The sequence below is a fragment of the Marinomonas polaris DSM 16579 genome, assembly GCF_900129155.1.
GTDB lineage: Bacteria > Pseudomonadota > Gammaproteobacteria > Pseudomonadales > Marinomonadaceae > Marinomonas > Marinomonas polaris.
This window is the reverse complement of the sequence record NZ_FQVF01000010.1, coordinates 1-20,578: the sequence shown is the minus strand read 5'-3', so window position 1 is coordinate 20,578 and position 20,578 is coordinate 1. Positions and strand designations below refer to the sequence as shown.

The 20,578-nt window shown below is 40.6% G+C and carries 16 protein-coding genes; 13 read left to right on the top strand and 3 right to left on the bottom strand.

The annotated features are described in order from the left end of the window. Nucleotides 1–25: 25 nt before the first annotated feature. From BUA59_RS11815 to BUA59_RS11790, 6 genes are all read left to right on the top strand, one after another. Nucleotides 26–2,107, top strand: a complete 2,082-nt coding sequence (locus BUA59_RS11815; protein WP_072839911.1) for a sensor histidine kinase — start codon at nucleotides 26–28, stop codon at nucleotides 2,105–2,107. A 1-nt stretch (nucleotide 2,108) separates the two neighbouring features. Continuing rightward, entirely contained in the window at nucleotides 2,109–3,482 is a 1,374-nt protein-coding gene (locus tag BUA59_RS11810) for a sigma-54-dependent transcriptional regulator (protein WP_072839910.1), read from the top strand. A gap of 135 nt (nucleotides 3,483–3,617) precedes the next feature. After that, the gene (locus BUA59_RS11805) at nucleotides 3,618–4,505 is read left to right on the top strand and encodes a helix-turn-helix domain-containing protein (RefSeq protein ID WP_072839909.1); all 888 of its coding nucleotides are present in this window, start codon (nucleotides 3,618–3,620) and stop codon (nucleotides 4,503–4,505) included. A 23-nt stretch (nucleotides 4,506–4,528) separates the two neighbouring features. Next, on the top strand, nucleotides 4,529–5,065 hold the full coding sequence (locus BUA59_RS11800) for a flavodoxin (protein ID WP_072839908.1): 537 nt from the start codon (nucleotides 4,529–4,531) through the stop codon (nucleotides 5,063–5,065). 271 nt (nucleotides 5,066–5,336) lie between these two features. After that, nucleotides 5,337–5,651 carry a DUF3301 domain-containing protein gene (locus BUA59_RS11795; RefSeq protein WP_072839907.1) on the top strand — a complete coding sequence of 105 codons (315 nt, stop codon included), beginning with the start codon at nucleotides 5,337–5,339 and terminating at the stop codon, nucleotides 5,649–5,651. A gap of 242 nt (nucleotides 5,652–5,893) precedes the next feature. Continuing rightward, nucleotides 5,894–7,780, top strand: a complete 1,887-nt coding sequence (locus BUA59_RS11790; RefSeq protein WP_072839906.1) for a methyl-accepting chemotaxis protein — start codon at nucleotides 5,894–5,896, stop codon at nucleotides 7,778–7,780. Between the two features lie 113 nt (nucleotides 7,781–7,893). Here the strand turns inward: BUA59_RS11790 and gltX are convergent, their stop codons facing one another. After that, entirely contained in the window at nucleotides 7,894–9,375 is a 1,482-nt protein-coding gene (gene gltX, locus BUA59_RS11785) for a glutamate--tRNA ligase (RefSeq protein WP_072839905.1), read from the bottom strand. A gap of 102 nt (nucleotides 9,376–9,477) precedes the next feature. Then, nucleotides 9,478–10,269 carry a flap endonuclease Xni gene (xni, locus tag BUA59_RS11780; protein ID WP_072839904.1) on the bottom strand — a complete coding sequence of 264 codons (792 nt, stop codon included), beginning with the start codon at nucleotides 10,267–10,269 and terminating at the stop codon, nucleotides 9,478–9,480. 117 nt (nucleotides 10,270–10,386) lie between these two features. Here xni and BUA59_RS11775 point away from each other — a divergent pair, with 117 nt between their 5' ends. Next, a complete protein-coding gene (locus BUA59_RS11775; protein ID WP_072839903.1) occupies nucleotides 10,387–11,643 on the top strand; it encodes a hypothetical protein in 1,257 nt (418 codons plus the stop codon). 196 nt (nucleotides 11,644–11,839) lie between these two features. After that, the gene (locus BUA59_RS11770) at nucleotides 11,840–13,168 is read left to right on the top strand and encodes a TolC family outer membrane protein (protein ID WP_072839902.1); all 1,329 of its coding nucleotides are present in this window, start codon (nucleotides 11,840–11,842) and stop codon (nucleotides 13,166–13,168) included. Nucleotides 13,169–13,248: 80 nt separating this feature from the next. Here BUA59_RS11770 and BUA59_RS11765 read toward each other — a convergent pair whose 3' ends face one another. After that, nucleotides 13,249–14,547: a M18 family aminopeptidase gene (locus tag BUA59_RS11765; protein WP_072839901.1), complete on the bottom strand. Its 1,299-nt coding sequence runs from the start codon at nucleotides 14,545–14,547 to the stop codon at nucleotides 13,249–13,251. 123 nt (nucleotides 14,548–14,670) lie between these two features. Between BUA59_RS11765 and BUA59_RS11760 the strand changes: the two genes are divergently transcribed. The 5 genes from BUA59_RS11760 (at nucleotide 14,671) to BUA59_RS11740 (ending at nucleotide 20,125) form a co-directional block, all read left to right on the top strand. Then, nucleotides 14,671–16,719: a carboxy terminal-processing peptidase gene (locus BUA59_RS11760; RefSeq protein WP_072839900.1), complete on the top strand. Its 2,049-nt coding sequence runs from the start codon at nucleotides 14,671–14,673 to the stop codon at nucleotides 16,717–16,719. 101 nt (nucleotides 16,720–16,820) lie between these two features. Beyond that, nucleotides 16,821–17,111: a LexA regulated protein gene (ybfE, locus tag BUA59_RS11755; RefSeq protein ID WP_072839899.1), complete on the top strand. Its 291-nt coding sequence runs from the start codon at nucleotides 16,821–16,823 to the stop codon at nucleotides 17,109–17,111. Nucleotides 17,112–17,181: 70 nt separating this feature from the next. Beyond that, nucleotides 17,182–17,760 carry a thymidine kinase gene (locus BUA59_RS11750; protein WP_072839898.1) on the top strand — a complete coding sequence of 193 codons (579 nt, stop codon included), beginning with the start codon at nucleotides 17,182–17,184 and terminating at the stop codon, nucleotides 17,758–17,760. Nucleotides 17,761–17,762: 2 nt separating this feature from the next. Continuing rightward, nucleotides 17,763–18,659, top strand: a complete 897-nt coding sequence (locus BUA59_RS11745) for a recombination-associated protein RdgC (protein ID WP_012070576.1) — start codon at nucleotides 17,763–17,765, stop codon at nucleotides 18,657–18,659. A gap of 299 nt (nucleotides 18,660–18,958) precedes the next feature. Continuing rightward, nucleotides 18,959–20,125, top strand: coding sequence for a cation diffusion facilitator family transporter (locus BUA59_RS11740; RefSeq protein ID WP_072839897.1), 1,167 nt, complete (start codon nucleotides 18,959–18,961; stop codon nucleotides 20,123–20,125). Nucleotides 20,126–20,578 lie beyond the last annotated feature (453 nt).

Here is a 20,578-nt window from a genome sequence, read left to right as displayed (position 1 = left end):
ACATTAAAGGCTAGCGAGACTCTCTTTGATTTCACAATTCCGTAAACATCGTCTTTTCTTTCTCACCTTCGGTTGCACTCTACTAACCCTACTATTCTTTGGTGTAAACACCATTGCCTATCAAGCACTCATTATAGACAAGCATTCAGAAGGCCAAGATAAACTACTCGATTACGTTATTGAGTTACGCAACGAATTAAAAAACTACCATATTCTCCCCTATGCTCTTGCTGATAACCCTACTCTACTAGCCTTTATGAATAACCCTAAAGATCAAGTGTTAACACAGCGACTGCAGCGACAACTGGAAGACCTGACACATGTATCCAAAACACAAGATTGGTTTATTTTATCTGCTCAGGGTGATCTTTTGGTTTCCAGTGAACAATCTCCACACTTCAATTTAGACGACTACTTTAGTAAGCAAGACTTAAGCAATGTACTTAGGGAACAACAGGGAGAATACATCCTCGTCTCTGGTTACAACCCCAAGAAGTATCAATCAGCACATCTAGTATTGGCTCCTGTTTATACAAAGGCAGGATTAGCAGGCGCTGTCGCAGTAAGAATTAACGTCAGTGATTTGATTGAGCGCTGGAATCTTTTCGATGATCTCGTTGTGATGACAGATCAAAACAGCCTCATTTTCTTAGCCAGTAAATTGAATCGGCTTTTAGTTAGTAATTGGCTAGATAACCCTACAGATGTTCAGTTTTTGAATAATACTCGCTCTAAAATTTACCATCTAAACGATGAAAACTACCTTTTACAGAACGTCACCTTAGATGACTTAAAATGGCAAATCCATTATTTATCAAATTTAAAAGGCATTCAGAAAAAAGCACAAAATATCGCTTTTATCAGCCTAGGTATTTTTGCTCTGATATTTCTTTTTTGGCTTTATCGGCGTGAGCGCTCTTTAAAAATCGCGTCAAAATTAGAGAACGAAATACTCATTGCCAATAGTGCCCTGCGCCAAAGAGTCCTGATCGAAAACACTCATGTCGGACTTTTGCAGCTAACAAAACGCGGTGAAATATCCTTTGTAAACCCGATGGGGTTGCGTTATTTCGGGCAAAGAGCTGAGCTTAACAGCCATTATTTATATGAATTCCTACCAGATTGCCCCGAGAACCAAATCGCATTAGCTTTTATCAGATCCCTGCAAACACAAGAGGTCGCTGGAAATACATTTGCAGCAAACTTGCTAGAACAAGAAGTAGTCCTGCAAAAAGAAAACGGTCAAATTTTTCCAGCGTTACTCTCTGTCTCTTCTTTAGAATGGAGTGACTCACAAGGATACTTAGTAACCCTACTCGACATCAGCAAGCGCAAAAGAGCAGAATTAAACTTGCTCGACGCAAACACTCGCCTTGAAGAGCGGGTATTAGAACGAACGAAGGCATTAGAAGCCGCACAAAAAGAGCTATTAAGAACAGAAAAACTCGCTGCCATAGGGCAAATGTCTACAGCCATCGCTCATGAGCTAAATCAACCGCTCACAGGCATAAGAACATTAGCCTATACCGCAGAACTGCTACTTAAACGCCAAGATTCAGAACAAGCTTTAAAAACGCTCATAGACCTAGAATCGCTTGTTGTTAGAATGCAAAAACTAACCAGCGAACTAAAAGTACTTGCTTATAGAAGACCAGAACAGCTTGCATCAACCTCTATAAAAAGCTCTGTAGAACGAGCTATTGAAAGCCTTGGTGATGACGTAAACAGTGTTCAGTGGGAAATTGCATTCAACGACTTAGATGCTGTTATCGCAGAACCTACTCGACTAGAAAGAATATTTTCTAATTTAATTAGCAACTCAATTCAAGCCTGCTCCGAACAAAAAATCACACCAAGTATTAAAATATCCCTAGAAACACACGATGAGCAGATAACCATAAACTACCAAGACAATGGTCCAGGTATAGAATCATCTCAACTTACGCATATTTTCGAGCCTTTTTTTACGACAAAGCCGATCGGTAAAGGCTTAGGATTGGGGCTGGCCATTAGTGCAAACCTAGCAAAAGACATGAATGGCTTACTAAAAGCAAGCCATAACAATGACTCGAAACTTGTATTCAGCTTAACACTGTTAAAGGCCTAATATGGAAAACCGTAACACCAACAATCACATTGAAATATGGCTACTTGATGACGACGATATTGTTCGTTCAACCACCGCCCAATGGCTGCGTTTATCAAACTATAACGTACGAGAATTTCAAGAAGCCCAAGAGCTAATCGATCAGTTCAACATTGGGCTACCTTGCATTATCGTCAGCGATATACGTATGACGCCAATAGACGGTTTAACATTGATGAGCGACTGTCTCAGCAAAGAGCATGAGCTTCCATTTATACTGATTACCGGACATGGCGACGTTGACACCGCCGTCAATGCTTTGCGTGACGGCGCTTTTGATTTTCTTGAGAAACCCTTTGACCCAAACAGGTTGTTACAAACTGTTGAAAAAGCTATTCAACTAAGAAAAGTGCAGCTTCAACATGCTAACCAATCTCAGTACCTTGGCGACTTACATGGCTTAGAAGAAACCATTATTGGTAAAAATGAGCAAATCATCCGTGTCAGACAGCAAATTCGCACCTTTGCCAGCATGGACACCCATGTCATTGTTTACGGAAAAACAGGCTGTGGCAAAGAGTTAGTTGCAAAAGCTTTACATGACTGTAGTCCAAGAAGCAGCAATCCATTTGTTGCCATTAATTGCGCCGCTATTCCAGCAGATCTGTTTGAAAGCGAACTATTCGGCCATGAGGCTGGCGCCTTTACCAGTGCGAACAAGCAAAGGATTGGCAAGCTTGAGCATGCCAGTGGCGGCACATTGTTTCTCGATGAAATAGAAAGTATGCCACTCGCGATGCAAATTAAATTGCTACGCGTATTGCAGGAAAATCAACTCGAGCGAGTTGGTAGTAATAATACAATCAAGATAGACCTAAGAGTCGTCGCGGCTGCAAAAAGTGACCTACAGACGCTAGAAAACTTTAGGCAAGACTTATTCTTTCGTCTGAATGTATCGCAAATACATCTTCCAGATTTACGCAACCGGGGATCTGATATCCCACTGCTCTTTGAACATTTTTGTCGAATAGCAGTAAAAGAGCGCGGAGGAGATCTTAGACAACTCAGCCCAATCGATCATGAAACATTGACTTTGTATGGATGGCCTGGAAATGTTCGTGAGCTTAGAAACGTTGCCCTGCGTTATGCTCTTGAACCTAATACAAGTGTGGCAAAAATATTGGCTGGCTACCAAGCTCAGGACGATATAGACACCATAACCCCTCTCCCACTTAGCGTGAAGGTACAAGAATTTGAACGCAGCTTAATTGAAGCCAGTATTCGACAACAAAAAGGCAATATTCAACTTGTGTTAGAACAACTCCAGCTTCCTCGCAGAACACTCAATCAGAAAATGCAAAAATACGGCCTGAATCGAACAGACTACTTAGACTGACTCCCACCAAACAATACATATCAGATAAAAATATGAATAAAGTGATTCTCATATAAAATATTTAATGAGAATCACTTGCATTGAAAGCGAAAAGAATCTCTAATGATAACCATTATCAGATTGAGGCAACATACGATGCAACTAAACATGCGCGATGTGTATGACAATGCAGGAAAAGTCAAAGAAGAAGTAGCGCCATGGCTATCTGGCCATAAACAATTACTTGCCCTACTTCCAAATTTGCAATTACTTAACCAACACTTAATTAGTAATGCAGACGTTTCACTTCATGAAGAAGCACGATCAGGACTCTATTTTTCTTTTTTAGGAGCAGGGCCAATTAATACGGCAAAAGATATTAATTCTGTACAGATTTCATATCAGCCGAAAAACATTAACGGTCATTTCTTGATGGCAAAGGGTGATGAATACAGCCTACTGCAAACTCGAATTAGTCCAGCCCATTTAGCAGCTGTCCTAGGTGAAACAGAAGATCAAATCATCCAGCATTTTATGGCTATGCGAGACAAACTAGGCAATGAAAACGCCGTGATTCAGCTGCCTATTACAGAAAGAACCATCAGTGCCATTGAGCCAATATTGGCACACAAGGGACACTCAATAAGCCTTGCTGGATACCTCTATTCACTTATATTTATACTGATCGAGCAGCTACAAATGCTCAGTCACTTATCACAATGTGAAGACTGCCAAAGCAAACTTTTCCATGCACAAAATTTAATAGAAACACCGGAATACGATACTCTCAATATTAAACATCTAGCGCAACAAGTTGGCCTTAATACAGAAGCTCTTGCCATTGGCTTTAACCTTATTGTTGGGCAACCTATCGAAAGTTATTGCACTCGTAGCCGGATCAAATTCGCAGCAGCCCAACTAAGACAAAACCCGACGGCAAAATCTCATATTGTTGCTCAAAGTGGCTTTTCAGAAGACCAGTTCGAAGCAGCTTTTATCCAACACTTTGGTGTCAGTAGCCACCAATATAAACAAATTCACTAAATTACAGAAAGCAAAGGCATCACATGGCTCAATCAACAATTGCCCTTATTTACGGCACAGATACAAACAACACAGAAGAAGTTGGCCGCAAGATTGCCAAACAATGGGAAGAACTTGGCGAGCAAGTAGATATATTCAATATCAAGGATATTGAACTCAGCCAACTTGAACAATATTCCATGCTCATTTTGGGAATTCCTACTTGGGATTTTGGCGGCATTCAATCCGACTGGGAAGACATTGGAGACAATTTAGCTGAACTGGCTCTTGAAGATACAGTCATAGCCCTATATGGACTAGGCGATCAATTTGGCTACGGCGATTATTTTGTAGATGCTGTAGGTTGGCTATATGAAAAATTATTACCAACAAATGCGACCTTTATTGGCCAATGGCCAACAGAAGGCTATGAATTTGAAGCATCTAGAGCTTGTGTTGATAACAAAGAATTCTTCATCGGCCTAGCAATTGATGAAGATCAACAGTTTGAACTCACTGATCAACGCATCGAGCAGTGGGTCATCCAACTTTACGCAGAGAGAGCAGTAGAAGCCGCCTAAATTATCGCCTGACTGGCCATTTGATTAAAGCTAACGACTCAAATTTGGTTTACCCACACATTCGCTGCCCCGAATGCCCAAATTTAGCTTTTGATAAATGAGATAATTTTACGACTTGCTCTAAATAGCGTGAAGACCGTGGCTACCTCTCCTTTCTCTCCTGCTTGGAGGTAGCCACGTATTTCTTTCTATTATGACTATTTTTTTCTAGTCACTATTCGCTATGATGTTAAAGAAGATCGTAAACCTCTTTAACAAATAGTTGGCGCACATGAACTTACAGCTTTCCGACATAATCATTCTTCTATTAATTTCCGCTGCAGCCTACGCTTGGTGGCAAAATTCCTCCATTCGAGAGCAAGCTCTAATAAACGCAAAAAAACACTGTGAATCACTCAACCTACAACTACTAGAGGAAAGTGTCGCTGGCGCAGAATGGAGACCAATCTGGAACCGAGGAGAAATAAAAATTAAAAGAACCTACAGGTTTGAATTTAGTTCCAGTGGAATTGCACGATATCAAGGAAAAATCAGCTACCTTGGCACCCAAAAAATAGATGTATGGCTAAGCCCTCATGACTTTTAGACAAACGAAACTTACCTTACAACAAGAAACATACTAAAAATAACATTCGCAGCCATTATCACAACAAGATAAATCTATATTTTTATGTCAATTAATTGCAAACAAGGCCATAGTAGAAATAGAATGCTTAAGTAAACATTTGTAATGCTTTAATAGACTCATTAATGAAGGCTAAGAGTTTTGATGACTCTCTGCAAAATGTCTATTTGTTCAATTTATAATAAAAAAGTGCAGGATATAATATGTTGGCAAACCTTAGTTTTCGTACCAAGTTACTCTCATTATTGATTGCGGCTATTCTTGGATTCGTTGTTGTAACTGCTGTTGCTTTACAAGGATTGAATGTTCAAGAAACCTCATCCTCAAAATTCGATCGCCTTACCACAGTAGATAAAGATCTTGCATCTTTAGCTATTACCTTAATGGAGGAATACGAGACACTGTCTGGCATTGACAATAGCTCCTACGAAAATTTTCTAGAGCAGCTAAATGCTAACCATGAAAAGTTCATGGTTACGCTAGAAGGCGATACGAATCTTCTTCAAGATCCAGAAGCAAAGAAAAACATAACTAGCATTACCTCTTCTTTAGCCAACTACAGCGATACATTAAAGCTACTTGTCAATCAAAGACAAAAAGTTGGCTTTAATGGGTCTTCTGGTTTAAAAGGCGAGATCTCTCAATTAGGTGAAAAAGTAACAGAAGAAATTTCTTTCCTAAGCTTAGTGAAACAAGAATTCCTGCCAGTTCGAGAAGCCGAAAAAAACTTTATCTTCGAACCAGTTCCTGAAAATAAAGCTGCCTTCATGGAACGTTATGACAAATTTTATAAGCGTGTTACTAACTTCGGCCTTGAAGAGCGCTTCGGCGAAGTTATTAACAAGTATTTTTCAGCTGTTGAGAACTTCGATAAAGAAAACCAACAGCTAAAAAACCTACAATCACAGTTTCTAGACAGTAAAGCAAATTTTGCTCAAACTCGTTTAGCTGCAGTTGAATACATGCAAAAAGCAGTGCTAGAAGCACGCCAGCAAGCTTCTGAAAGTTCTCAACAAGCTAGCATAAGCTTAATCATTGTAAGTATTGTTGTTGCTGTCATTGCCGCGCTTATGATGATGGGGATTGGCAGTAGTGTAAACAGTACACTTAATCAAATCATCAAGGACCTCGGTAAAGTAAAAGGTGGTGACCTAACGGCTCGTTTACACGTTAACAAAAAGCGTAATGATGAATTTGATTCCTTATGTAGCTCTGTAAATGAAATGACGACGGGGCTAAGCTCAGTAATTGGCGAAGTTGTGGATACCACTCAAGGTGTCAACAACATGGTTAATGAACTAAACACTTCCGTTACTAACATTGCACAAAGCAACCGTTCCGTTAGTGAGCAAACAAACTCTCTAGCAGCAGCGACAGAAGAAATATCCACCACTATTTCTAGTATTTCTAGCACAACAGAAGACTTAAGCAGCCAGTCTCAACACACTTACGAATCTGCAAAAGTTGGTGCTGAAACGATTAAGGGCGCGTTATCGAATCTTTCTAGCACTATTAGTGTTGTCAACAAAACAAGTGAGCAACTTAACGAGCTTGGCCAATTATCTAAAGATATCGACAACGTTATAGGCATGATCAATGACTTAGCAAATCAGACCAACCTCCTTGCACTAAACGCGGCTATTGAAGCAGCACGTGCCGGTGAAGCAGGCCGTGGGTTCTCTGTCGTTGCCGATGAAGTACGCTCTCTGGCTGAGAAGACAGTTGATGCAACAGCCAAAATCACAGATATCGTAAGCACTATTCAATCTTCAACACAAACAGCAATCGAAACCATGCAAAGTGGTCAAGAAAGCCTACATGCAATTGAAGAGTTTAGTGAAAAAGCAGAATTGGCCATTCGTGAAATAGAACAGAATGCTCAGACAAGTTCAGCTTCCTCCATTGATATGGCTCGCTCTATCCAAGAGGTTGCAAAAACAGCTGTACACATGAGTGAAGAAATGGACAAAATTGCACAGCAACTTCAACGTGATAATAGCTATATTAATAGCATTGAAGGCAATACCCGTGACATTCACAATCAAGTTAGTAGCTTAGACAAAAAGACGAGTGTCTTCACCACTCGTTAGTGTAAATAAGCAAACGGTTGATCTAATAAATTGCGTAAAAAAAACCGACTATCAAAGTCGGTTTTTTTTGTTCAAAATTTCTTTAGCATTATTGTCGCTAAAAACAGCTGATCTTATAGATCAGCGTATTCTTTTTCCCAGCGCTTCGCTTCTTTCTTAGAAGGACCACCAAGTACATTTACTGCGGTGCGCATACGAGCGCGAGAAATATCAGAGCCTAGAATCGCCATTGAGTCAAAAACAGAAACCGACGCAGTCGTTCCGGATATAGCGACGAATAACGGCGCAAAAAAGTCTTTCGGCTTAATTTCCATCACTTGAGCTAATGATTTCATCTCATTAAAAATTTCGTCTTTTTCCCATTTGTTCAATGCTTCCAAACGCCATAAAGCGAACTGCATGGCCTTACGAAGTGTTTCTTCTTCCATCTTGATAGAAGAAAAATCCTCTTTGGTAATTGGCAACATACCTTTTAAGAAAAAGCCAGCCACATCAGCGACATCTGAGAAAGTTTCAACACGCGGAATAACCAGCGGCAAAATCTTCATCAAATATTCAGGGTTAAGCGCCCATTCAACATATTTTTGCGCAAAGGTTTCTGGGGTTAGATTCTCACGAATCCACATACCATTTAGCCAGCTCAATTTTTCAACATCAAAAACTGGACCACCCAAAGAAACTCGCTGAATATCAAAATGTTCTATCATTTCGTCTAACGAGAATTTTTCACGCTCGTCAGGCATAGACCAACCCATACGACCAAGGTAATTGATTACCGCTTCAGACATATACCCCATGCGTTGATAGTACAAAATACTCGTTGGGTTTTTACGTTTTGATAACTTAGATTTATCTGGGTTACGCAACAAAGGCATATGACACAAAGTCGGCATATCCCAACCAAAGTATTGGTACAACAATATATGCTTAGGCGCTGAGTTGATCCATTCTTCACCACGAATAACATGGGTAATTTTCATTAGATGATCATCAACAACGTTTGCTAAATGGTAAGTCGGCATACCATCTGCTTTTAGTAACACTTGCATATCCACTTGAGCCCAATCGATTTCGATTGTGCCTCGAAGCATATCCTGAACAACACATGTGCCCTCTTCAGGAATTTTCATACGAATAACATAAGGAACGCCTGCATCTAATTTTGCCTGCACTTCTTCTGCAGTCAGGTTAAGAGCACGACCATCGTACTTTTGTGGCAAACCTTGCTCTTTTTGATCATTACGCATTTGATCCAATTCTTCAGTGGTTTCAAACGCATAAAAAGCATGCCCCTTCTCGATCAACTCTTGAGCATATTGACCATAAATATCGCCTCTTTCGCTTTGACGATATGGCCCGTATGGTCCGCCCACATCTGGACCTTCAGCCCAATCTAGACCTAACCAACGTAATGCATCTAAAATCATTTTTTCAGATTCAGGTGTACTACGAGTTTGGTCGGTATCCTCAATACGTAAAATAAACTTGCCGCCCATTTTACGTGCGAAAGCCATATTAAATAGCGCAATATAGGCTGTACCTACATGCGGATCGCCAGTTGGAGACGGCGCAATACGTGTTCTTACCTCTGACATAAAAATCTCATTTATTTGTTGTCTGAAATGCCGCTATTATAAGCGTCTCATAAGATATGAGTAAGGGGTTGAACCTAACTTTTCTACTTAGAAGTTTGATATTCACTCAACTTTACTTTCGATATACCTAAGCTGAGAAAGCCGAACCCCAATTTCCACATCTGTTTTCAAGGCAACTAATGAACGGGACAGCAAACACTGCTCATAACCACCAGCTAACATAGACTGAATGCGCTCTGAAAAAGACGGCAAATTGGCATAAATTTCTTCAATTGTAGGAAACAAACTAATAATACTTAATGCTGTTTTCGGCCCAATACCTTTTACACCTGGAATTCGGTTGGTGGTATCACCGACTAAAGCCCAATAGTCTGTTAGTTGTTCAGGCTCCACTCCATATTTACCGGGTACCCAAATTTTGTCGTAACCCAATTTGGCAAAGTAATCATATTGAAGAATACGATCATCCCCTAATAACTGCGTGAAACCTTTATCTGTTGAAACAATATAGGATTTAACATTGCTGTTCGCCGCTTTCACCGCTAACGTAGCGATAAGGTCATCTGCCTCCCAACCATCTATTCTCAAACAAGGCAAATGATTGAAACGAAATACCTTAGCAAAGTCTGGCAAGGATTCGAGTAAGGTATCATCCATAGGTACACGGCCTAGTTTGTATTCTGGGTAGACTCGATGGCGCCAAGTTTTACCATTTGAATCAAACACAACAACAGCATAAGAAGGGAAAAATTGATGGGTTAATTTCGCCAAGGCTTCAATCGCAATACTTTGGGTGCGCTCAATACGACGATTTGCATCATGCTCTGATTCTAATGCAGCATAGAGTCTTCGAATTAGATTCAATCCGTCAATAATTAGTAATTTTTTATCCACTGCAAACCCTTATTTTTGCTACATTGTTTGACGTTTACTTGAATTTAATAGGGTACCATGAGAGAAGATTCATCACGACAACTTGCGTGCTGTTAAAACCAACAAAAGGACTCTGTTATGAACAACCAACCAGCCTATTTTTGCCTTAGCATTCTTTTAGGAGCCTCTGCTCACAGTGCTTTTGCAGCTCCGATCAATGCCGTTATCGGTTTAGATAATAGTCAAATCGTGGAAACTAGCCAGCAACTTAGCCTTACTCCGAACACAGGCTCACTACTACCGCTTCAAGAAAATTTCGCACCAATTACTCATTTAGAAAATAACTTAAATGCTAACTGGTTTGATCTGATAAACAAGAAAGTAAGAGTGGAACACAAACAAAGAGATCTAAATTACACTGGCACACTGGCTAAAATCGAGAACAACACTCGATCCTTTGTGCTTAGCAATAAAGAGTTTTCTATGACATTACCCATAGATGACTTTTACTTAATCCCGCTTGAAAACCCAAGTACTGCGGAGACAAAACCTGAAAGTAAAGCTGATGCCGATAAAACAGCGCCCTACAAGGTTAGCTATCAAACAAACGAGCTTTCGTGGTCACCACAGCTCAGTCTGATTTTCGAAAATGATAAGGTTTCTGTTTCTCAACAAGCGCTTATTCACAACAATTCAAGCTCTACCATCCAGGTACAAGACAGCCTACTTCACTACTCCCGAAGTACTGCTCCTCAGCTTTTCAAAGCAGAGCGCAATTCACTTGCAATGAGCGCAGATAGACCCGACATAAATTACCAAGATAATGAAGTGAGCTATTCTCTGGGTGGTGGCACACTTTCAATCGCACCTTATTCAAACACCTTAATTCCTTTACCTAGCAGCGATAGCAATATAGATAGCCAAACACATAAAGCAAAGCTTTATACTTATGGTAATAGTTCTGGAAAAATCGACTTAAATTTCTATAACAACCTAAGCTTCTCTTTTGAAAAAAATGGCCTTCCAGGCGAATACAAGACATTTTGGAAAAGAGGAGATCTGCTTATTCCCGGTAATACAGTCCGTTTAGAGACAGTTCGTGAAGGCAGCTCAGTTGACGTCATGACCAATAAAAGCCAAGACATAACTGGCTATTTAACCTTGGTTAGTGCCTCATCTCAAAAACTTCCTAGCACTCAAGTTTGGGAAGCAACTATTGAAAACCACTCAAATACAGCACAAAAGTATTCAATAGAACAAAGTACTAATGGTGTTGTAGATATATTAGAAGGCAATGACGCAGTACCAATAAATGCAAATAGTTTACTCGTTTCAGGGGAAATACAAGCAAACTCGAAACAAACTATTACGTATAAAATAGATGTGAAAAATTAGGATGAAGGAATGTGAAAAATATAGGCTAAAAAGCGGCCCCGCTTGCATTAATTTTTCACATTCAAAGTCTATTTAAAATATTTCGTTATGATATGGTCAGTAGTCATAATAGATATAGCAAGAATGACACTGCCGAAAGCGAAAAACTTGAGGTACTATTATAACTATATTTCATACTACGAGCCCACAGAGATCTATGAAAAAGCATATTATACCATCACTCATCGCTGCAGCCGTTCTAAGTAGTACGACTGCCCATGCAGAAAGCATTTACGAAGTATACAAACTTGCCAAACAACATGATCCAGGTTTAAGAGCTGCAGCAGCAACCTATCAAGCAGAAAAAGAAGGTGTAACAGTCACTAAAGGCAATCTATACCCTAGTATTAGCTTTAATGGCAATTTGGGTTATAGCAATACTGATAACTCATCTAGCAACTACAACAACACATCAAACAGTTTATCTTTAGATTTAAGCTACCCAATATACTCTCCAGCTCTTAACTACGCTGTCGATGCAGTAGAGATAAGTTCAGAAAGTGCAGGCATTAGCTTTAATAATTCAGAAGAAGACTTAGCACTTACTACCTTGACCGAATACTTTGATCTTCTAATTGCACAGTCTACATTGCAGACAACCGAAGCCTTAGTCAAAAGCACAGCAAGCCAGCTAGATCGTGCAAAGAAACAATATGAAGTAGGTTTGGCATCTATTACAGACTTACAAGACGCTCAAGCTGAATATGACTCTGTTCGTGTTACAGAGCTAAGCGCTCGTTCAAGTGTGTCTTATGCACAAAAAGCCTTGTACCAAAGAACAGGACAAGAAATAAAAACCATTCCTCAATTATCAAAAGACTACCCAATCAGCCTTGATCCAAATATGACGGTTGACTCTTTAATTGCAAAAGCCCGTATTGATAATAAAGAACTACAAATTTTAAACCTTTCTGTAAAAAGTGCAGAAAATAACATTAACATCCAGAAAGCCAATGGACGTACTCCTACCGTATCAATAACGGGCTCTTTATCTCGAACGGATAACGATTATAGCAGCAGTGCACCATCCTCAATGAATGATGGTGCGACAAATACGTCATCTATCGGGCTAGGTGTTAGTATCCCGCTATACAGTGGTGGTGCAATAAATGCTTCTGTTAGACAAGCAACAGCACAAGCAATGTCGACTACAGAGCAAAGAGCAAGCTCATTACAAACTATCGAGCTTAATATCCGTAGTCTATACCTTGACCTGCAAACCGCGGTTGCTCAAATTGATGCTCAACAGCAACTAATTCGTTCTCGTACTAGCGCGCTTGAAGCCACAAAAGCAGGATACGATGTTGGTACGCGCAACCTTGTAGAATTGCTTGACGCTCAATCAAATCTATATGATGCGCAAAATACCTACGAACAATATAGATACAACTTTGTAGTAAAAAAACTAAACCTGTTAGAAGCGACTGGCGATCTTACTGAAGACAAGATCAAAGAGTTGGACAAATGGTTAGTCGCTAAAAACTAACCTAACTCTTTTGAGAATGAATAAAAAAGCCGTAAAACACTGTTTTACGGCTTTTTTTCTACTCGACCAATCAGATTAGCCTAGCGAGTAATCAGTTTTTCTCGTTTTGTAAAACGAGTCAGTACTTTATACAAACCATAAGCATCACAACTACCCGCCAATTCGCGAATAGAATGCATACCAAAAGTTGGCAAACCGATGTCAATAGTCGGCACACCTATTTCGCCTGATGTGATTGGCCCTATCGTGCTACCGCAAGCCATATCACTACGAACAACAAAGCATTGAACCTCATAATTCTCTTCAGCAGCAATGTCTCGATACACGCTCGCTGTTTCACTATTTGTTGCATAACGCTGGTTGGCATTTACTTTAATAACCGCACCTTTGTTAATAGAGGGCGCATGATTTTTATCGTGCTTATGAGCATAGTTTGGATGCAAAGCATGAGCATTATCAGCAGAAACCAGCATAGAACGCTGAATCGCCTGAACATATTGCTCAGGATTCGGTGTTAGACGACGCAATACATCTTCTAAAAATGGTCCATTTGCACCACAAGCAGACAAACTACCAATCTCTTCATGATCAGTACAAATAAGCAAGCTAGGACGCTGTTGGTCCGAATCCAACAAAGCACATAAACCGACAAAACAGCTCAGCAAATTATCTAAACGTGCTGAACAGATATATTCTTTGTGCAAACCAACCAGTGCAGGAGGCTGTGTGTCGTATAAGCTCAATTCAAAATCAAGAACCGTATCTATAGCCAAATCTGCATATTGTTTCTTAAGTTGAGATTTTAACAACTCATGCAGATCAAACTCGTTTTCAGCACCACACAAAATTGGCAACATTTCTTCTTGAGGGTTAACAGAAAAACCTTCATTTGCTTGCCGATTCAAATGGATAGCTAAGTTAGGCACCACTGCAATTGGATCTTTAAAATCCACCAAGCGACTAATAATATCGCCACTTTCGGTTTTCAGCGTAATGCGACCCGCAATGGATAAATCCCTATCTAACCAAGTGTGAAGCAAAACCCCACCGTACACTTCAACACCTAACTGGTGATAACCAAAGCGATCAACTTGCGCATTAGGTTTCAATTTCAGACAAGGACTGTCAGTATGAGCTCCAATCATTCGCCAACCACTTTGGCTAAAATTGAGTTGTGGCGTAGTAAAGGCAATTAAAGAGGATTCATTGCGTGTGACAAAATACTTCCCGCCCTCTTCTATTACCCAATCGTCTTCTTCTAACAATTCAGTAAAACCTTCTGCTAGCAAAGCATAGCGCATACTAGTGGTTGCATGAAAAGGTGTCGGAGAAGATTGAAGAAATGACAGTAAAGAGTCGTTAAAATTTGAAAATTCCATAGTGTCCTATAAGCAGAATGCTTTAAAAAAGTGACTTTTTAACACTTTGGCTAGCCTTACAGCCCAGTGTCTAATATGATTTTACCAATGACGTATAAAATAGACAGAGAGAGCCCATACCGGATGAACTATAAACGCCTTTTGCTTTGCCTTTTAACCGGCTATACCTTTGCCTCAACACCTGCGTCCGCTTATCAGGAGCTACAGCCTCCTCATGAATACGACAAAGTATCAAAAGAACTCGTTGAGATGTTAGAAGGCATCCATTATAACAGACCTCACATTGATGATGCCATTTCAGCAAAAGCCTTTGATTACTATATTGATGCTCTAGACCCGAGCAAAAGCTTTTTCCTTAAAAGCGACATAGATAAGCTATCTCAATATAGAAACAGCTTTGACGATGCTTTAAGAGACGGTGACACTACGGTTGCTTACACCATTTACAACCTTTACCTTGAGCGTTTAGAAAAACGACTTCTAAACCTTCAAGACCATCTACCAGAGATGATCAAAGGTTTCAATTATGAAATTGATGAAACACTTAATGCAGACCCAGACGCCCAAAAATGGGCAACAACCGAAGCAGAGCTTGATGACTACTGGCGTAAACGTCTTAAAAACCGTGCGTTAACCATGAAGCTCAACGGCGAAAGCGAAGAGAAAATCATCTCAACACTTGAGCGCCGCTATAAAAACCAAATAAAACGAGTCGACCAAACTAATGCTGTCGATGTATATCAAATTTTTGCCAACTCAATCACTGCGGCACTAGACCCTCACACCAACTACTTTGCGCCACGCGCATCAGAAGCTTTCAATATCAACATGAGTCTATCTCTTGAAGGCATTGGTGCGGTCCTACAAATGGAAGATGACTACACCAAAGTCGTGCGTTTGGTTCCTGGTGGTCCAGCGGCAACCCAAAGCGACCTTGCCCCTAACGATCGAATTATTGCGGTAGGCCAAGAAGGCAAACCTATGGTCGATGTGGTTGGTATGCGTCTTGACGATGTTGTTGATATGATTCGTGGCGAAAGAGACACGACAGTAATACTGGAAGTTACTCCAAGTAAAGGCGACACTCAAACGAGTAAGCGCATTAGCATTGTGCGTAAAAAAGTGAAGCTTGAAGATCAGTCCGCCAAAAAAGAAATCGTTGAAGTGGAGCGTGATGGCGAAAAATACAAAGTAGGCGTAATTACCTTGCCGACTTTTTATTCTGATTTTGCCGCAATCCAAGCTGGCGACAAAAACTACAAAAGCTCTACTCGAGACACAAAAGAACTCATAGAAGAGCTGCGTAAAGAAGGTATTTCGGCATTAATTCTTGACCTAAGAAATAACGGTGGCGGTTCCCTGCAAGAAGCCAATGCCCTAGCAGGATTGTTTATTCCATCTGGCCCGACAGTACAAATCCGCGACCAAAGTGGACGAGTCACGCCATTAGGCGATTCTGATCCAGCCATAGTTTACAGTGGCCCAATGGCTGTTTTAGTAAACCGTATGAGTGCATCCGCTTCTGAAATCGTGGCTGGCGCACTACAAGATTACGGACGAGCCTTAATTCTCGGTGACCAAACCTTTGGTAAAGGCACGGTTCAAGTATTGCAAGATATGGATAAAGGGCAGCTTAAAGTTACTCAGGCTAAATTCTACAGAGTATCTGGAGAAAGCACACAACATAAAGGCGTTATGCCAGACATAGCTTTCCCTTCTTTGATTGATAAAGAAACCATTGGGGAAAGTGCGCTAGACAACCCTTTACCTTGGGATAAAATCCACGAAACTCGCTATCCAGTTTATTGGAATATGCCAGCTTACCTGCCTATTTTAGAACCACGCCATGAAGCCAGAATGGCTAAAGATCCTAACTTCGTTGCGATTAATGAACAAATAGGTGAGTTCAAAAAACAAGTAGAGACCTATAAAACTATTTCTTTGAAAGAAAGCACTCGCATACAACAAAGAGAAGACAATAAAAAAAGCGAGCTAGAACGTGAAAACACTCGCCGCAAAGCGCTAGGACTAGAACTACTCACATCGGTTGAAGATATTAAACCGATAGAAGAAGACACTTACGCAAAAGAAGCGTCTGAAATCCTATTAGACTTTATTGCCACCAACCAAATGGCAGAAAAACAAGCAGAAAAGAAAACAGCGCAAAACTAAAAGATAAAACATAAAGAACGAAAAACAGTATTTGACTGTTTTTCGTTCTTATTTTTTATGCGCAATCTAAATCATTAATCCATTGATACGAACATTACACCATGGCAAAAGCGTCATCCGACCGGAATACAATCGACCTATTTGGTAAATCCCCTGGCCGCCCTCGCACCCAACCTCTCACTCGTAAAGATCAACTCAAGATCAATAAACGAGCACAACGAGAGAAAGAAAAAGCTCAGGGATTAAAGCGCTTAGAACTAATCATTGAGCAAGACATTATCGATAAGCTAGATAAACTCTGTGAGATGAATGGTTTAAAACGCGCAGAATGGCTAACTTTGCAAATAAACAAAAGTCTAGATAAACCCAAAAGCGCAAGATCCAAAAAATAAGGCCATTCACTATATTGATTTGCTATACTCACCAGCCAAATTAAACAGCAAGCTAATAAACAGACTTAATATGGCCAAACTGTACTTCTACTACTCGGCAATGAACGCTGGAAAATCTACCGTTCTATTGCAATCCGCTCATAACTATCAAGAGCGAGGTATGCGGGTTTTACTCCTTACAGCATCGATAGACGACCGATTTGAAACAGGGCAAATTGCCTCACGAATTGGTATATCGGCAGAAGCCAGCCTATTTGATAGCAATACTGACCTCATCACTTTAGTCAAAGATGAAAATCAGCCAAAAGCATTAAGCTGCATATTGATTGATGAAGCACAATTTTTAACCAAAGAACAAGTCTACGATCTTTCAGAAGTCGTTGATAAACTGCGTATTCCCGTTCTGGCTTTTGGTATTCGTACTGACTTCCAAGGCGAACTATTCGAAGGCAGCAAGGCATTACTCGCCTGGTCAGATAAACTAATAGAATTAAAAACCGTGTGTCATTGTGGCAGCAAAGCCACCATGGTCATTCGACTCAATGCACAAGGAATCCCCGTTAAAGAAGGCGCACAAGTAGAAATAGGCGGCAACGACCGTTACTTGTCCGTTTGCCGAAAACACTTTAAAGAAGCCGTGAGAGACTAATTATGTGGTTCAAGAACGCCCAGATTTTCCAATTAAAAGACACCGAATCACTAGATACTAATGAATTGATCGACAAAATCCCTGAGTTCCCATTAAAAGAATGTGGCTCTCAGGAAGAGTTCTCTTTCGGCTGGTTACCGCTTATCCGTAACAGTGAACAATGGAGCCTAGCCAGTGATCGCTGTTTACTATTCCGCGCAGGCAAAGAAGAAAAAGTCTTACCTTCTGCCGTAGTACGTGAAGAACTAGAAGCTAAAGTAGCTGAAATCGAGCTAATAGAAGGACGCAAAGTCGGTCGTAAAGAAAAATCAGACATGAAAGACGAACTGGTTTTCACACTTCGTCCGAAGGCTTTTTCAAAGCGTACAGACATCTGGGCATACATTGATCTACAAGCTAAAATTTTGGTTCTCAACAGCACTAATGCCAGCATGACAGAGCAATTATTTAAGCACCTACAAACCACGCTTGGCAGCTTCCCAATGACCCCATTGCAAGCGCAAGTTTCGCCATCTTCATTGATGACAGATTGGTTGGTTAAAAATGAAGTGCCTGCCAGCCTAGAAACCGGTGATGAATGCGAGATCCAAGATTCTTCTGAAGACAAAGCTACCATTCGTTTTAAGTCTCTAGAGCCTTTATCTGAAGACGTAACTCGTCATTTACAACAAGGCATGGCGGTTAAAAACCTAGGCCTGCGCTGGACTGACAAATTAAGCTTCGTTCTGCATGAAGATCTGACATTACGCAAAATCAAATTTGATGATGCATTAAAAGAAGCTGCGTTTAATGATTCTCAAGGTGGTGGCTTATCAGATATGGACGCTAACTTCTCCCTAATGTCATTGACTATGAGAGAATTTTTTGCATCTTACTGCTTATGGTTTGAGATCAATTAAAAAACCGTATTTTCTTAGCTCCCCAACCTTTTCCACAGATTTCGTGGATAAGCTTGGGGAGAACATTGGGTAAGCTAGACAACAAGGCGCTCTTGCCACAAAGATCCAAAATGCACCAATTTGAACAGGTATAATCCATCCTTATTGTCAAAGCTAAATTCAACAAAAATACCACTTAAATCCGATATTAATTTCTACTTAAACTCATCCTCCTTAATAGAAACTTAAGATAAGTTAAGTAAGATGGATTATGTTAAGCAACCCTCGTATTTAAAACTCTCAACAGGTCAAAAAGCCTCATGACAAAGCAGAAGCAAGAACAAGACATAGCCATAAGAGTCACCCTTGTCGGAGCCGTTTGGGATGCCCTACTCGGTTTAGCCAAAATAGTCGCAGGATATTTTTCTCAATCCCAAGCGTTGATCGCGGATGGTATTCACTCTTTATCCGACTTAGTCACTGACGTATTTGTGTATTTTGCTTCCGCCAACTCTCGCCAAGGACCAGACGAAAATCACCCTTATGGTCATCTTCGCTTTGAAACCTTGACTACAGTATTTCTTGGCATCGTGCTTATTGTTGTCGCGCTTGGTATTGCTTATGAGTCGATTACAGCACCCGCATCACAAGCACAATTTACTTGGTATGGTCTCGCGGCATTGGTTGCAACCATTGTAATTAAAGAAGCGATTTTCCATTACACCAAAAAAGCAGGCGATGAAATTGGCAGTAAAATGTTGGTTGCCAATGCGTGGCACAGCCGCAGTGATGCGCTTTCCTCTGTAGCCGTACTGATTGGCTTGATCGGTGTTTATTTTGGTTATGGCTGGGCAGACATGGTAGCATCGATTGTCGTTGCTCTATTGATTGGCAAAATGGCCATCAGCATGGTGTGGGAAAACTTAGCTGAACTGGTGGACACGGCACCTGATCCAAAACTTATTGCACAAATCAAAGAAACAGCTAACAGCCTAAAACATGTCATGGCGCCTCATGATGTCAGAGCAAGATCCATGGCAGGCAAAATCTATCTAGACATGCACATTCATGTGCCGAGCCACGCCAGCGTCAGCGAAGGTCATTACCTTGGTGATTTGGTGGCTTACACTATCAAGAAAGCCCATTCACAAGTACAAGATGTGATGGTGCATATCGACACTGATGATAAAATCCAAACCGAAAGTTTCATTCATGAATCCGGCAAGCCACCACATTTAAAACTGCCGGCTCGTCATCAAATATTAGCGGACCTAGGCTTTTTACTGCGCCAACATACAGCCTATGTGGATATTCCGAACTCTCGCTTGCACTATTTAAACAACCTTCTTGATTTAGAGATTATCGCTAATTCCGCAAAAATCCCTGAAGGCACTGACCTGCAAAAACTAACAGCAAGAATCCTTCAGGAACTACAAACAACAAGCTACATCAACAAAGCCACAGTGCTGTGGGTTTTTCCTGAATGACAAAGAAAGTGAATCTGCTAAGATTTTTGTAGGTCGCGGCTTCAGCCCGACAAAACCTTATATATCGTTATGAGCTTTTTGGGGCGTGCTTTAGCGCGACAAAATGTCATTTTTCGTGAAGAAGGTTTTGGTTTTGTGTTGGGAGTTTTTTTGTCGGCCTAAAGGCACGACCTTGTATCTCTTCTTGATGAGTGTTTAGCTAGCACTTATCGCATCGGGAAATCGGTGAGCTCGTGCGCGACCTGAGCACAAAGATGCTGTTTTGTAGATTGAGCCCTGATTTCCTAACCTCCATTAAACTGAATGGTATCCTAGCACCCCAGGTAAGGGTGATGCTGCATGTACAAGGGGAGTAGATAGAGATGAAGGCTTTTATTGGCATTGATGTTGGTAAAGAAAAGTTAGATGTTAGTTGGTTACGCGACGTGGTCAAAAATAAGCAGAAAACCAAGG

What these genes read in the sequence shown, in the direction of transcription:
- BUA59_RS11810 (WP_072839910.1), top strand. Translation starts at nt 2,109, where the DNA reads ATGGAAAACCGTAACACCAACAATCACATTGAAATATGGCTACTTGAT.
- BUA59_RS11805 (WP_072839909.1), top strand. Translation starts at nt 3,618, where the DNA reads ATGCAACTAAACATGCGCGATGTGTATGACAATGCAGGAAAAGTCAAA.
- BUA59_RS11800 (WP_072839908.1), top strand. Translation starts at nt 4,529, where the DNA reads ATGGCTCAATCAACAATTGCCCTTATTTACGGCACAGATACAAACAAC.
- BUA59_RS11795 (WP_072839907.1), top strand. Translation starts at nt 5,337, where the DNA reads ATGAACTTACAGCTTTCCGACATAATCATTCTTCTATTAATTTCCGCT.
- BUA59_RS11790 (WP_072839906.1), top strand. Translation starts at nt 5,894, where the DNA reads ATGTTGGCAAACCTTAGTTTTCGTACCAAGTTACTCTCATTATTGATT.
- gltX (WP_072839905.1), bottom strand. Translation starts at nt 9,375, where the DNA reads ATGTCAGAGGTAAGAACACGTATTGCGCCGTCTCCAACTGGCGATCCG.
- BUA59_RS11775 (WP_072839903.1), top strand. Translation starts at nt 10,387, where the DNA reads ATGAACAACCAACCAGCCTATTTTTGCCTTAGCATTCTTTTAGGAGCC.
- BUA59_RS11770 (WP_072839902.1), top strand. Translation starts at nt 11,840, where the DNA reads ATGAAAAAGCATATTATACCATCACTCATCGCTGCAGCCGTTCTAAGT.
- BUA59_RS11765 (WP_072839901.1), bottom strand. Translation starts at nt 14,547, where the DNA reads ATGGAATTTTCAAATTTTAACGACTCTTTACTGTCATTTCTTCAATCT.
- BUA59_RS11760 (WP_072839900.1), top strand. Translation starts at nt 14,671, where the DNA reads ATGAACTATAAACGCCTTTTGCTTTGCCTTTTAACCGGCTATACCTTT.
- ybfE (WP_072839899.1), top strand. Translation starts at nt 16,821, where the DNA reads ATGGCAAAAGCGTCATCCGACCGGAATACAATCGACCTATTTGGTAAA.
- BUA59_RS11750 (WP_072839898.1), top strand. Translation starts at nt 17,182, where the DNA reads ATGGCCAAACTGTACTTCTACTACTCGGCAATGAACGCTGGAAAATCT.
- BUA59_RS11745 (WP_012070576.1), top strand. Translation starts at nt 17,763, where the DNA reads ATGTGGTTCAAGAACGCCCAGATTTTCCAATTAAAAGACACCGAATCA.
- BUA59_RS11740 (WP_072839897.1), top strand. Translation starts at nt 18,959, where the DNA reads ATGACAAAGCAGAAGCAAGAACAAGACATAGCCATAAGAGTCACCCTT.